13 protein-coding genes are annotated in these 13,367 nt (G+C 75.2%); 9 read left to right on the forward strand and 4 right to left on the reverse strand.

All coding sequences use genetic code 11. The features are described 5' to 3' along the window. Positions 1 to 336 precede the first annotated feature (336 nt). Both ACI79C_RS16000 and ACI79C_RS16005 read left to right on the forward strand, forming a co-directional pair. Positions 337 to 2,406 (forward strand): putative bifunctional diguanylate cyclase/phosphodiesterase, encoded by a 2,070-nt coding sequence (locus ACI79C_RS16000; protein WP_456946654.1) that lies wholly within the window; start codon positions 337 to 339, stop codon positions 2,404 to 2,406. A gap of 32 nt (positions 2,407 to 2,438) precedes the next feature. Further along, positions 2,439 to 3,257, forward strand: a complete 819-nt coding sequence (locus ACI79C_RS16005; protein ID WP_456946655.1) for an HDOD domain-containing protein — start codon at positions 2,439 to 2,441, stop codon at positions 3,255 to 3,257. A gap of 72 nt (positions 3,258 to 3,329) precedes the next feature. On the opposite strand, the gene ACI79C_RS16010 is transcribed toward ACI79C_RS16005, so the two are convergent. Together ACI79C_RS16010 and ACI79C_RS16015 are read right to left on the reverse strand one after the other, a co-directional pair. Further along, positions 3,330 to 4,496: an acyl-CoA dehydrogenase family protein gene (locus tag ACI79C_RS16010; protein WP_456946656.1), complete on the reverse strand. Its 1,167-nt coding sequence runs from the start codon at positions 4,494 to 4,496 to the stop codon at positions 3,330 to 3,332. 7 nt (positions 4,497 to 4,503) lie between these two features. Further along, entirely contained in the window at positions 4,504 to 5,679 is a 1,176-nt protein-coding gene (locus ACI79C_RS16015; protein ID WP_456946657.1) for an acyl-CoA dehydrogenase family protein, read from the reverse strand. Between the two features lie 168 nt (positions 5,680 to 5,847). Here ACI79C_RS16015 and ACI79C_RS16020 point away from each other — a divergent pair, with 168 nt between their 5' ends. Both ACI79C_RS16020 and ACI79C_RS16025 read left to right on the forward strand, forming a co-directional pair. Beyond that, the gene (locus ACI79C_RS16020) at positions 5,848 to 6,213 is read left to right on the forward strand and encodes a TFIIB-type zinc ribbon-containing protein (RefSeq protein ID WP_456946658.1); all 366 of its coding nucleotides are present in this window, start codon (positions 5,848 to 5,850) and stop codon (positions 6,211 to 6,213) included. A 41-nt stretch (positions 6,214 to 6,254) separates the two neighbouring features. Beyond that, a complete protein-coding gene (locus tag ACI79C_RS16025; RefSeq protein ID WP_456946659.1) occupies positions 6,255 to 7,082 on the forward strand; it encodes a hypothetical protein in 828 nt (275 codons plus the stop codon). Positions 7,083 to 7,100: 18 nt separating this feature from the next. Here the strand turns inward: ACI79C_RS16025 and ACI79C_RS16030 are convergent, their stop codons facing one another. Beyond that, positions 7,101 to 8,270, reverse strand: a complete 1,170-nt coding sequence (locus tag ACI79C_RS16030; RefSeq protein ID WP_456946660.1) for a 4-hydroxybenzoate 3-monooxygenase — start codon at positions 8,268 to 8,270, stop codon at positions 7,101 to 7,103. Positions 8,271 to 8,320: 50 nt separating this feature from the next. Beyond that, positions 8,321 to 9,097: an IclR family transcriptional regulator gene (locus ACI79C_RS16035; RefSeq protein ID WP_456946661.1), complete on the reverse strand. Its 777-nt coding sequence runs from the start codon at positions 9,095 to 9,097 to the stop codon at positions 8,321 to 8,323. Positions 9,098 to 9,166: 69 nt separating this feature from the next. Here ACI79C_RS16035 and pcaH point away from each other — a divergent pair, with 69 nt between their 5' ends. The 5 genes from pcaH (at position 9,167) to pcaC (ending at position 13,262) form a co-directional block, all read left to right on the forward strand. Further along, positions 9,167 to 9,913 (forward strand): protocatechuate 3,4-dioxygenase subunit beta, encoded by a 747-nt coding sequence (gene pcaH / locus ACI79C_RS16040; RefSeq protein WP_456946662.1) that lies wholly within the window; start codon positions 9,167 to 9,169, stop codon positions 9,911 to 9,913. 154 nt (positions 9,914 to 10,067) lie between these two features. Beyond that, the gene (gene pcaG / locus ACI79C_RS16045) at positions 10,068 to 10,730 is read left to right on the forward strand and encodes a protocatechuate 3,4-dioxygenase subunit alpha (protein ID WP_456946663.1); all 663 of its coding nucleotides are present in this window, start codon (positions 10,068 to 10,070) and stop codon (positions 10,728 to 10,730) included. A gap of 38 nt (positions 10,731 to 10,768) precedes the next feature. Next, positions 10,769 to 12,097: a 3-carboxy-cis,cis-muconate cycloisomerase gene (gene pcaB, locus ACI79C_RS16050; RefSeq protein WP_456946664.1), complete on the forward strand. Its 1,329-nt coding sequence runs from the start codon at positions 10,769 to 10,771 to the stop codon at positions 12,095 to 12,097. Continuing rightward, positions 12,094 to 12,867 (forward strand): 3-oxoadipate enol-lactonase, encoded by a 774-nt coding sequence (pcaD, locus tag ACI79C_RS16055; protein ID WP_456946665.1) that lies wholly within the window; start codon positions 12,094 to 12,096, stop codon positions 12,865 to 12,867. Before pcaB ends, pcaD begins: the two co-directional genes overlap by 4 nt. Then, a complete protein-coding gene (gene pcaC / locus ACI79C_RS16060; RefSeq protein WP_456946666.1) occupies positions 12,864 to 13,262 on the forward strand; it encodes a 4-carboxymuconolactone decarboxylase in 399 nt (132 codons plus the stop codon). The genes pcaD and pcaC overlap by 4 nt, the downstream gene beginning before the upstream one ends. Positions 13,263 to 13,367 lie beyond the last annotated feature (105 nt).

Consider the following 13,367-nt stretch of genomic DNA (forward strand, 5'->3'; position numbering starts at 1 on the left):
CCGGCGTCGTCGACGGGGCATCCGGTGCGAGGTACGGGTGGGCCCGCCGGTTCGGCGGGCACACCGGGACGGCGTGCGTGGTGGCGCAGCCGGGGCCGATCATGCCGTTCCTCCCCGCTCCCGCGCCCCCGGACGGCGCCGCACCGCCCTGCGGCGGCCGGTGACCGACCGCAGCCGCGGGGTGGCGCGCCACCTCCGCGGGGCGCAGGCCCCCACCCGTGCGGGTGAGGGCACGCCGCCGTCGGCTGTAGCCGCCCGCCCCCGCTGCCGTACTCATCCGTGAGCCGGGACCGCCCGGCGGCGCGCCCGGGGTCCCCGCGGGTGCGGGATGAAGGGGTGAGCGTGTCAGCGACGACGGTGCCTGCCGAGCCGGTGGTCTCACCGGAGATCGTCTCGTCGATCTTCTACGGCGCCGCGGTGAGCGACACCCTCGTCCTCCTCGTGGCCGAACTGGTCGGTGGCACCCCCCGCGTCACCTGGGGCAACGAGGGCGCCACGCAGCTGCTCGGCCTCGGCCTGGCCGACCTGCGGTCGCTGCCGGTCGCCACCCTGGTCCCCACCCTGCGTGGCGGGGAGATCAAGCTCCTGCTGCGCCGCGAGCGGGCCGCCCGCATGAACCTGCCGGTCCGGACCGCCAGCGGCGCCCTGGTCGACACGCTCGTGGTGTGCACGCCCTCGCCGTCGGGCCGGATGTGGACCCTGCGGCTGGTGCCGACGTCCAACGAGCAGGAGCGGGCGCTGCGCGCGACCGCCGACGCCCACGAGCAGCGCTTCGCCACGCTCACCGAGCGCTCGCCCATCCCGACCCTGCTCTCGGAGCAGGGCATGCGGCTCGCGCACGTGAACGACGCCTTCTGCAGCCTCGTCGGCCTGCAGGCCGAGCAGCTCCTGGGCACCGGCTGGATGGCCACGGTGCACCCGGAGGACCTCGACGCGGTGATCGAGCAGGTGGTCGCCGTCCTCGGCGGCGGGGACGGCGAGGCGCAGGCGCGCCTGGTCCGCGAGGACGGCACCGAGCGGACGACGGTCATCCGCTTCGCGCACCTGTTCACCCCCGGCGTGGGCGCGGGCTTCGTCGGCACGATCGAGGACATCACCGACCGGCTGGCCTTCGAGGCGCGGCTGGCCCACCAGGCCAACCACGACCCGCTGACCGGGCTGCCCAACCGGACGCTGCTGGCCGACCACGTCGCCGCGCGGTTCACGCCGGGCGGCAGCGGCCTGGCCTGCCTGTTCCTGGACCTGGACAACTTCAAGGTCGTCAACGACTCGCTGGGGCACGCCGCCGGCGACGAGCTGCTGGTGGAGATCGCCGCCCGGCTGCGCGCGACGGTGCGCCCCGTCGACCTGGTGGCGCGGTTCGGTGGCGACGAGTTCGTGGTCGTCTGCGAGGACGTGGGGGAGGACGACGCGGTCGCGCTGGCCGAGCGGATCGGTGCCGTGCTGACCGAGCCGGTGAAGCTGGGCGGGGTCGACGTCCGACCGCACGCCAGCGTGGGGGTCACCGTGCAGACCGCCGAGCACACCGCCGCGGAGGAGCTGATCCGCGACTGCGACATCGCCATGTACCAGGCCAAGGCCGGCGGCAAGGGCCGGATCACCGTGCTCGACCAGCAGGCGCGTGCCGAGGCCCGGGACAAGCTGCGGCTGGTCGTCGAGCTCCGCGAGGCCATCGAGCGCCGGGAGATCACCCTCCTGTACCAGCCGATCTTCAGCGCCGTCGACGGCAGCTCGGTCGCGGTCGAGTCGCTGGCCCGCTGGGACCACTCCGAGCGGGGCCCGATCAGCCCGGCGACGTTCGTGGCCCTGGCCGAGGAGAGCGGGCTGATCGGTGGGCTGGGCCTGCTGGTCCTCGACGAGACCTGCCGGCAGCTCGCGGAGTGGGACCGGCTGCTGGGCCCGGCCGCCCCGCGGCGGGCCAACGTCAACGTCTCGGCGCTGCAGCTGGACGACAACCTGCACGGCCACGTGGTCGCGGCGCTGGAGCGGCACGGGCTGGCCCCGTCCCGGCTGTCCATCGAGATCACCGAGTCGGCCCTGATGAAGGACCCCGCCTCGGCCCGCGAGGTGCTCGGCCAGCTGCGCGAGCTCGGCGTCCAGCTGGCGATCGACGACTTCGGCACCGGCTACTCGTCCCTGGCCCACCTGCGGCACCTGCCGGTGGACTGCCTCAAGGTGGACCGCTCGTTCGTCGCCGAGCTGGCGCACGGCCACACCGAGATCGCCTCGGCGGTCATCGCCCTGGCCAAGAACCTGGGCCTGTCGACCGTGGCCGAGGGGGTGGAGACCGCCGAGCAGGCCGCGGAGCTCGCCTCCCTCGGGGCCGGGTTCCTGCAGGGCTTCAGCCTCGCCGCGCCGATGACCGGCCACCGGACCGCCGCGTGGTTCGCCGCGCACACCCGATGACCCCCGCCCGTCTCGTCCTCCCGGGAGCCGACGTGCCCGCCACCCTGGCCGCCGCACCGACCTTCGACCTGGAGGCGGTGCTCGCCAGCATCGACACCATGGCCGCGCAGAAGCCGGTCGCCGCACACATCGTCTCCGCGGCCAACTCCGACGACACCAGCGCCAAGGTGCTGGCCGAGACCCTCGCCGCGGACGTCGCGCTGGCCGGCCGGGTGATGAAGCTGGCCAACTCCGCCTACTTCGGCATGCGCGGGCGGGTGACCTCGCTGCAGTTCGCGGTGACCGTCATCGGCTTCACGACCGTGCGGACCATGGCCACCGTGGCGCTGACCGACCTGGACGACGAGTCGCGGCTGCCCGAGGACTTCTGGCGGCGCAGCACGAGCGTCGCGCTGGCCGCCTCCACGCTGGCGCCGCGGTTCGGCGAGCGGCCGCAGGACGCGCTCTGCCTGGGCCTGCTCGCGCCGCTGGGGATCGCCCTGCTCCACCACAACGACCCCGACGGCTACGGCGAGCTGGTCGCGGCCGAGGCGACCATCGCCGGTCGCCGCGCCGGGGAGGTCCACCGGTACGGCATCCACGCCTTCCGGCTGACCGCGGTGGCGCTGGACCAGTGGGGCTTCCCGGCGAGCATGGTGGCCCCGCTGATCGCCGTCGACGACCTCGCCGCCGACGAGGGGGCCCTGCTGCGCGGCGCGCTGGAGATCGCCTCGCGGCTGACCGCGGAGGGGTACCAGCCGGTGCCGGTGGAGCAGGTCACCGGCGGCCTGCTGCGGGAGGACGCCGTCCCGGCGGTGGCCGAGAAGGTCACCGCCGGGGCCGAGGAGCTCCGCCTGGCGATGCTGGGCTGAGGGAGGACACCTGCCCCGGGCAGGTGGGCCACACCGGGGCCGGCGCCCCCTGGGGGACGCCGGCCCTGCTCGTCAGCCGGTGTAGGGAGCGCCGATCGGGTCGACCGTCTCGTGGTCGGTGACGCCGGCGGCGAGCCGGGCCAGCGCCCAGTCGCCGTCGCCGAGCAGGTGGTCGATCGCGGTGAGCCGGCTCGTGTAGTGGCCGACCGTGTACTCCGCGGTCACCCCGATGCCGCCGTGCAGCTGGATGGCCTCCTTGCCGATGTGCCGGCCGGCGCGGCTGGTCTGCAGCCGCACGCGGTCGGCCGCGGCGACGACGTCCCCGCCGGCGTCGGCCACCATCGCCGCCCACAGCGCGGTGCTGCGGGCCAGCTCCAGGGAGACGTACATGTCCGCCGCCCGGAAGGTCAGCGCCTGGAACTTGCTCAGCGTCACGCCGAACTGCTTGCGGGTCCTGAGGTACTCGGCCGTGGTCCGCAGCGCGGTGTCCATCGCGCCGACCGCCTCGTGGCTGTAGGCGATGCGGGCCGCGGCGAGCGCCTTCTCGACGTCCGCGGTCCGGTCGCCGGTCCCCTCCCCGAGCAGCTCGGCGGGGGTGCCGTCGAACGCCACGCGCGCGGCGCGGCCGCCGTCGTGGGTGCGGTAGCCGGTGCGGGTCAGGCCCTCGGCGTCGCCGCGGACGAGGAACAGCGCGGTGCCGCCGGAGGCCCCGTCCCCGGTCGGCCGAGCCGACACCACCAGGACGTCGGCCCGCGCGCCGCCGGGCACCGGCTCCTTGACGCCGGTGAGCCGCCAGGTGCCACCGTCCTCGGTGGCGGTGACCGCCGCCGCGGACGGGCTCCACCGGGTGCCGGGCTCGGCGTGCGCGAACGCGGCCAGCGAGGTCCCCTCGGCGATGCCGGCCAGGACCTCGCCCCGCTGCGCGTCGGTGCCGACGGCGGCGACCAGCCCGCCGGCCAGCACGACCGTCTCGACGAAGGGCTCGGGCGCGAGCACCCGCCCGATCTCCTCGGCGACGATCGCCACCTCGATCGGCCCGGCGCCCATGCCGCCGTGATCCTCGGCGAAGGGCAGGCCGAGCAGGCCCATCTCCGCCATCCGCGACCAGGTCTTCTCGTCGAAGCCCGGGTCCTGGGCCACGACCCTGCGGCGGGCCTCGCTGTCGCCGTAGGCGCGCTCCAGCAGGCCGCGCACGGCCTCCCGCAGGTCGTTCTGCTCGCTGTCGAAGGTGAAGTCCACGGTTACCTCACAGCCCCAGGATCGTGCCGGCGATGATGGTGCGCTGCACCTCGTTGGAGCCTCCGTAGATGGAGACCTTGCGGTGGTTCAGGTACTCCGGGGTCGCCACGCGGGCCCAGTCGGGCACGTCGGACCCCTCGTCGGCGAAGGAGGCGACCGAGAGCGGGCCGGCGATGTCGACGACCAGCTCGGTGGCGGCCTGCTGCAGCTCCGACCCGCGGAGCTTGAGCACCGAGGACGCTGGGTGCGGCCGGCCGTCGGAGGAGTGCGCGACCACGCGCAGCGCGGTCAGCTCCAGGGCGAGCAGGTCGTTCTCCAGCTCGGCGATGCGGCCGGCCATCCGCGGGTCGTCGGCGAGCGGCCGGCCGTCGACGGTGACCTCCCGCGCGTACTCCTTGGCCTGGGCCAGCAGCCGCTTGGTGGCGCCGACGCGGGCGATGCCCACCCGCTCGTTGCCGAGCAGGAACTTCGCGTAGTCCCAGCCGCGGTTCTCCTCGCCGATGAGGTTCTCCGCCGGGACGCGGACGTCCTCGAAGAAGACCTCGTTGACCTCGAAGCTGCCGTCGACGAGCTCGATCGGCCGCAGCGTGACCCCGGGGGTGTCCATCGGGAAGACCAGCAGCGAGATGCCGCGCTGCTTCTTCTCCGCGGTGGGGTCGGTGCGGACCAGGCAGAAGATCCAGTCGGCGTGCTGGCCCAGCGTCGTCCACGTCTTCTGGCCGTTGACGACCCAGTCGTCGCCGTCCCGGACCGCGGTGGTGCGCAGCGAGGCGAGGTCGGACCCGGCGTCGGGCTCGGAGAAGCCCTGGCACCACCAGATGTCGAGGTTCGCCGTCGCCGGCAGGAAGCGCTCCTTCTGCTCCTGGTTGCCGAAGGCGGCGATGACCGGGCCGATCATGCCGGCGTTGAAGGCCAGCGGCTCGGGGACGCAGGCCAGCTGCATCTCCTCGCGCCAGATGTGGCGCTGCAGCGGCGTCCAGTCCTTGCCGCCCCACTCCACCGGCCAGTGGGGGACGGCCAGCCCCGCGGCGTTGAGGATCCGCTGGGTCTGGACGTACTGGTCCTTGGACACGTGCCGGCGGGCGGCGACGGTGTCGCGGATCTCCTGGGGGACCTCGGTCGTGAAGAACGTCCGCATCTCCTCCCGGAACGCCTCCAGCTCCGGGGACAGCTGCAACCGCATCGGGCCTCTCTCCTGACGGCAGCACCGCCGTCTCGCAGGTGGGTCACCCCGACGATCCCACACGAGCTACCGGCCGGTAGCTCCCGGGGCGACCGCGGTCCCGGCGCGTCGGGACGGCGGCGGGCCGCGACGGGGAACCCGTCCCGGCGGGTCGGTCGTTGCCGCGCCATGGAGCTGATCTGCCCGAAGTGCCACGGCGCGATGCGGACCTACGAGCGCAACGGCGTGCACGTCGACCAGTGCTCGGACTGCCGCGGCATCTTCCTCGACCGGGGTGAGCTGGACCGGCTCATCGACGCGGAGAACGACTGGCACGGCCGGACGTCGTCCGGGCACGGCAGCGCGGCGCACGGCACGTCCGGCCACTCGACCGGCTCCGGCCACTCGACCGGCTCCGGCGGCTACGGAGCCGGCTCCGGTGGGCTCGGTGCGGTCGTCGGCGAGGTGCTCAACCAGGTGCAGGGGAAGAAGACCTCGTCGTCCGGGCACGGCGGCAAGCGCAAGCAGTCCTTCCTGGACGGCCTCTTCGGCTGAGGCCACGTGCACGGTGGGGCCCGCGGGGGCACTCTCGGGGCGTGTTCGACGTGGACTGGATGGGCCAGCTGACCCGGGAGGTGCTGCGCGAGCGGGTGCCCGCGCTCATCGCCGAGACCTGCGCCTGGAGCGTCGGCATCTCCGACCGGCCGCACCACGAGCGGCGCCGCGGGCGGCTGGTCGAGACCGGCGGCACCAACGGCGACCGGCTCGCCCGCGGGCAGGCGCTCAGTGGCGAGGAGGACGGCCGGCTCGAGCTCGGCGACGCGCGGCCGGGCACCTTCCGCGACGCTCTCAACGCGGTGGACGCCGACGGCGTGGTCTACGCCGACCGGTTCGACACCGAGGTCGTGGAGCCGTTCGTGCTGGCCACCTGTGTGCTGGCCGCCGAGCGCGCGCGGGCCACCCGCGGACCGGAGTGGGCCGAGCTGCTCGACGACCTCGGGGAGGACGGCCGCGACCTGGTCGCCGTCGTCCGGGCCGGTGGGTGGGAGGCGCCGTTGCGGACCGAGGCCGAGCACGCGGTGCTGGCCGCGCTGGCCGACGTCCCGCTGCTGGAGGTGGAGGCCGAGGGCCTGCCCCTGTCGCTGGTCCGGGCCGCCGAGGCGCTGACCCGGCAGGCCGCGCCGTCCGCGCCGCCGCGGAGCCGGGAGGACCCGGCCGCCTCGGGCGCGGTGTTCCTCGCCCGCGCGGCGTTGGCGGAGGCGGGACTGGACGGGCCGGTCGGGGCGCGGGACGCCGCCCGGGTGCTCGCCGCGCTGCTGGCCGAGGGGATCGAGCCCGACGAGCTGCCCGCCGTGCTCCCGCACCTGCCGCTGGCGCCGGGCACCGCGGCCGCCGTCCTCACCCTGCTCGACGCCGGCCGCTGACCCCGCGCCCCCCTCGGGTCAGAGCTCGAGCGGGAGACCGGTGTAGTTCTCCGCGAGCTCGCGGGCGGCGGGCTCGGACGCCGCGATCCGGCGCAGCTGCGAGAGCTGCAGCTCGGCGTCGAAGTCGTCCCCGGAGCGGTGCAGCATCGAGGTCATGAACCAGGAGAAGTGGGTGCACCGCCAGACGCGGGCCAGCGCGCGGTCGGAGTAGGAGTCGACCAGGTCGGTCTGCTTCTCCTGCAGCAGCCGCACCAGTGCCGAGGCGAGCAGGGTGACGTCGGCGACGGCGAGGTTGAGCCCCTTGGCGCCGGTCGGCGGCACGATGTGCGCGGCGTCCCCGGCCAGGAACAGCCGGCCGCGGCGCATCGGGGCGCTGACGAACGAGCGCATCGGCAGGATCGACTTCTCGGTCACCGTCCCGGTGTTGATCTCCCAGCCCTCGTGCCCGAACCGCGTCGCGAGGCCCTCCCAGATCCGGTCGTCCGACCAGTCCTCGATCTTCTCGGTGGGGTCGACCTGCAGGTACAGCCGCGAGACCTTCGGCGAGCGCATCGAGTAGAGCGCGAAGCCGTCGGGGTGCCAGGCGTAGATCAGCTCGTCGGTCGCCGGCGCGGCGTCGGCCAGGATGCCCAGCCACGCGTAGGGGTAGGTGCGCTCCCACACCCGCCCGCCGGCCGCCTGCACCACCGGGCGGGAGACGCCGTGGAAGCCGTCGGTCCCGGCGATGACGTCGCACTCGAGCACCTGCTCGGCGCCGTCGGCGTCGACGAACCGGATCCGGGGGCTGTCGGTGTCGACGTCCTCGGGGCGCACGTCGGACACCTCGAACAGCAGCGGCGGGCCGCCGTCAAGCTGGGCCCTGATGAGGTCCTTGGTGACCTCGGTCTGCCCGTACACCCAGACCGTGCGCCCGCACAGCTCCGGGAAGTCCAGCTTGTGGCGGGTGCCGGGGTACTGCAGGTAGATGCCGCGGTGCTCGAGGCCCTCGCGCTGCAGCCGGTCACCGACGCCCGCCGCGGTGAGCGTGTCGACGGTGTGCTGCTCGAGGATGCCGGCGCGGATGCGGGCCTCCACGTACTCCCGCGACCGGTTCTCCAGCACGACCGAGTCGATGCCCTGCAGTTGCAGCAGCCGCGACAGCAGCAGGCCGGCCGGGCCGGCGCCGATGATCCCCACCTGAGTACGCACGGGCCGAGTGTGACCGGCGGTACGTGTACCTGGGAACCGCTCGTTGCCGCTCAGTGGAAACGCTGGGCTCGCGACAGCTCGCGGCCGATGCCCCGCGCGGCCACCTCCAGCACCGGCACCAGGCGGGCGAGGTCCCGTCGGTGGCTGGGCGCCACCACGCCCAGCGCGGCCACGGCCACGGGCGTGCCGGCCCGCTCGGCGGAGACCGGGACGGCGACCGAGAGCGTGCCCAGCGACATCTCCTCGGCGGTGCGCGCGTACCCGCGGCGGCGCACCTCGCCGAGCTCGCGGCGCAGCCGGGCGGGGTCGACGACGGTGTGCCGGGTCTCCCGGGTGAGCGAGCGCAGGACCCCCTCGACCACGTCGACCGGCGCGTTGGCCAGCAGCACCTTGCCGACCCCGGTGGCGTGCAGCGGCAGCCGGCTGCCCACCTGGCTCACCACGGGGACCGACTCCCGGCCGGAGATGCGCTCGACGTAGAGCGCGCTGCGCCCCTCCCGCACGGCGAGGTGGACGGTGTCTCGGGTCGCGGTGTGCACGTCGAGCAGGAACGGTGCGGCCACCTGCCGCAGCTCCAGCTGCACCGGCGCGAGCAGCCCGAGGTCCCACAGCTTGCGGCCGATCTCGTAGCGACCGTCGGCCCGCCGCTGCAGCGCCCCCCAGTCGGTGAGCTCGGCGAGCAGCCGGTGGGCGGTCGACAGCGGCGTTCCCGAGCGCTCGGCGATCTCCGACAGCGTGAGGTGCGGCGCGCTGCTGCTGAACGCGTCGAGCACCGCCAGCGCCCGCGAGGTGACCGACCGCCCCGGTGTCGCGCCTCCTCCGGCCACGGCCCCCTCCTTCTACTGGCCGGAAGTCCCGGCTTGGGCAGCCTAGCCCGCCGGTCGTACCGTCCCAGCATGACCGGGACCACATCCGAGAGCCGGCTGCACCTGCCGCGCTACCTGCGCGAGGACCCCTCGCTGCGCACTCCCGTCGGCTTCCCCGACTACCGGAGCACCGGGCTCCGGGCGCCGTTGCGGACGCCGGTCGACCTGCCCCAGCGGCTGACCGAGATCACCGGCCCGGTGCTGGGGGAGGACCGCGTCCAGCAGCAGGACGCCGACCTGACCTACCGCAACGGCGGCGAGGCGATCGGCCAGCGGATCCTCGTCTTCGGGCGGGTGCTCGACAGCGACGGCCGCCCGGTGCCCGACGCGCTGGTCGAGGTGTGGCAGGCGAACGCGGCCGGCCGCTACCGGCACGTCGTCGACAACTGGCCCGCGCCGCTCGACCCCCACTTCGACGGCCTCGGCCGGGTGGTCACCGACAGCCTGGGCCGCTACGAGTTCATGACGATCAAGCCCGGCGCCTATCCGTGGGGCAACCACCACAACGCCTGGCGTCCGGCGCACATCCACTTCAGCCTCTTCGGCCGCGCCTTCACCCAGCGGCTGGTCACCCAGATGTACTTCCCGGGCGACCCGCTGTTCGAGCAGGACCCGATCTACAACTCCATCCCGGCCGCGGCGCGCCACCGGGCGATCAGCCAGTACAGCCTCGAGCGGACCCAGGACAACTGGGCGCTGGCCTTCGAGTGGGACATCGTGCTGCGCGGCAGGGACCAGACCCCGTTCGAGACCGACGACGACGGAGATGTCGCGTGATGACAGCCGAGGGAGCATCGCAGCGAGGCGGGAGCCGACAGGGAGTGGGCATCGCAGCGAGCGCCAGCGACCGAGGAGCGGAGCGACCGCGGAGGCGACCGGTGGCATCGAGCGAGGAGCGGATCGAGGCGCGGAATCGCGCAGGAGGTGTCGCGTGACCCAGATCGTGGACCCGCTGGACGTCCCACCGGACCCCACCACGCCCTTCCAGCCGCGCTCGGGGCAGCGCGGCACCGGCTTCCTCACCGGGCCGCTGCGGCTGGGCTCCACGCCGAGCGCGACGGTCGGGCCCTACCTGGCGATCGGGCTGACGTGGTCGGACGGCGCGTGGGCCGCCGCCGAGGGGACCGAGGGCGGCATCTGGATCCGCGGGCGGGTCTTCGACGGCGCCGGTGACCTCGTCCCCGACGCGATGATCGAGACCTGGCAGGCCGACCCGGACGGCGGCTTCCCGTCGCCCGAGGACCCCCGCGGCGCGTCGTCCTACCCGGGCTTCCGCGGCTACGCCCGGGTGCAGACGGTCCACCCGCCCGGCGAGTTCGCGCTGCACACGCTCAAGCCGGGCCGGCTGCCCGACGGCGAGGGCGGCCTGCAGGCGCCGCACATCGACGTCAGCGTCTTCGCCCGCGGCCTGCTCGACCGGGTGGTCACCCGCATCTACTTCGAGGACGAGGCCGAGGCCAACGCCGAGGACGCCGTGCTGAAGTCGGTCCCCGAGGACCGGCGGGGGACCCTGATCGCCCGGCGGACCGAGGACGGGTACTCCTTCGACGTGCACCTGCAGGGCGACGCGGAGACGGTCTTCTTCGCGGTGTGAGCGGCCTGGGTGTGGAGCCGCACGGTATGAACACAGCCGTGACAGCTCTGTTCGCCGGCACGTTCGCCCGCGGCGCGGCGGCGGCCGCCGTCTCCGACGACGCCTGGTTCCGGGCGCTGCTCGACGTGGAGGCGGCCCTCGCCCGCGCCGCGGCGCGCAGCGGGCTGGTGCCGACGACGGCTGCCGACGCGGTCACTGCCGCCTGCGCCGACCCGTCCCGGCTGGACCTGGCCACCGTCGTGGCGAAGGCCGCCGACGCGGGCAACCCGGTCCCGCCGCTGGTGCGGGCGGTGCAGGACGCGGTGGGGGAGCGCGACGCCGTCGCCGTCCACGTGGGCGGCACCAGCCAGGACGTGCTGGACACCGCCCTGGTGCTGCTCGCCCGCGACGCCGTCGCGGCGATCGATGCCGACCTGGCGGCGGCCGCGCAGACCGCGGCCGGGCTGGCGCGCACCCACCGGGACGACGTGGTCATGGGCCGCACCCTGATGCAGCAGGGCCTGCCCACGACGTTCGGCCTGAAGGCGGCCGGCTGGCTGGCCGGTCTCGACGGGGCGCGGCTGCGCCTGGCCGAGGTGGTCGCCTCGCTGCCGGTGCAGTACGGCGGCGCGGTCGGCACGCTGGCGGCCAGCGAGGGGGCCGGGGTCGCCGTGCGCGCGGCGCTGGCCGACGAGCTGGGGCTGGTGACCACCGCCGTCCCGTGGCACACCGTCCGGCTGCCGATCGCCGACCTGGCCGGCGCCCTCGGGGCCGCCGCCGGCGCGGTGGCCACGGTCGCCGTCGACGTCGTCCTGCTCGCCCAGTCCGAGGTCGCCGAGGTGGCCGAGGTGGGGGAGGGGCGCGGCGGCTCGTCGGCGATGCCGCACAAGCGCAACCCGGTCGCGGCCATCTCCGCCCGCGCGTGCGCCCGGCGCGCCCCCGGCCTGGTCGCCACCCTGCTCGGCGCCATGGAGCAGGAGCACGAACGGGCCGCCGGCGCCTGGCACAGCGAGTGGCCCTCGCTCACCGAACTGCTCACCACCGTCGGGTCGGCCGCGGCCTGGCTGGCCGAGAGCCTGCGCGGCCTGCGTCCCGACGTCGCGCGCATGGCCGCGACCGTCGCCGCGGCCAACGAGGGCCCGCTGGCCGGCGCGCTCGCCGACGCGCTCGCGCCCGGCCTGGGGAGGGGCCCGGCCCACGACGCCGCGGCGACCGCCGTCCGCGAGGCCCGTGACACCGGCCGGCCGCTGGCCGAGGTGGTGGCCGCGCGCACCGACGTGGACCCCGCTGCCGTCCTGGCCGCCGCGGCCCCGGCCGTGGGGGAGGCCGGCGCCCAGGTGGACGCCGCGCTCGCCGAACACGCCCGACTGACCGAAGGGAAGCCGTGACTGCTGTCGAGGTCTCGTACACCGAGGACGGGCCGCGCGACGCGCCGGTCGTCGTCCTCTCCAACTCCCTGGGCGCCACCCGCGCCATGTGGGACCCGCAGGTGCCGGCGCTGGCCGAGCGCTTCCGCGTGGTCACCTACGACACCCGGGGGCACGGCAGCTCGCCGGCACCTGCCGGCCCGTACCGCCTCGACGACCTGGTGGACGACGTCGTCGCGCTGCTGGACCGGCTCGGCGTGCGGCGGGCGCACGTGGCCGGGCTCTCGCTGGGTGGCATGACCGTGATGCGGCTGGCCGCGCGGGAGCCCGACCGGGTGGGGCGCATCGCCCTGCTGTGCACGTCGGCGAAGACCGAGCCGCAGGGCTTCCTCGACCGGGCGGCCGCCGCCCGCTCCGGCGGCACCGCCCCGCTGGCGCCGGCCGTGGTGAGCCGCTGGCTGACGCCGTCCTTCGCGGCCGCGCAGCCGGACCTGGTGGCCCGGCTCGAGGCGATGATCGCCGGTGCGGACGACGAGGGCTACGCCGCCTGCTGCGAGGTGGTCGCGCACCTGGACCTGCGGGAGGAGCTGGGCCGCATCGGCGCCCCGACGCTGGTGGTGTCCGGGGCCGAGGACCCCGCGCTGCCGCCGGACCACCAGCGGGCGATCGCGGAGGGGATCCCGGGCGCCGAGCTGGTGTCGGTGAGCCCCGGCGCCCACCTGGCCAACCTGGAGTCGCCGCTGGAGGTCACCGGCGCGCTGCTCGCCCACCTCGACGGAGACCCCCGATGAGCGACCTGCCCAGCACCGACGACGCCCGCCGCGAGGCGGGGATGCGGACCCGCCGGCAGGTGCTCGGCGACGCGTGGGTCGACCGCGCGGTGGCCAACACCACGCCGTTCACCGCCGACTTCCAGGACTTCATCACCCGCGTGGCCTGGGGGGACGTCTGGCAGCGGCCGGGCCTGGCCCGGCGGGACCGCAGCCTGATGACCCTGTCGATCACCATCGCGCTGCGGCACTGGGACGAGTTCGCCCTGCACGTGCGCGCGGCGAAGAACAACGGGCTGACCGACGAGGAGATCGCCGAGGTCATCCAGCACTCCGCGGTCTACGCCGGGGTGCCCGCGGCCAACCACGCCTTCAAGGTCGCCGCGCCGATCCTGGAGGAGCTGCGCGGCGCCTGAGGCGGACGTGACCGTGGGGGGGGGGGGGGGGGGGGGCCCCCGCGCGCCCCCCCCCCGAGTGGGGGGGGGGGGGGTCCGGGGGGGCGGGCCCCCGCCCCCGGCTCG

Source organism: Geodermatophilus sp. SYSU D00697, assembly GCF_054050175.1.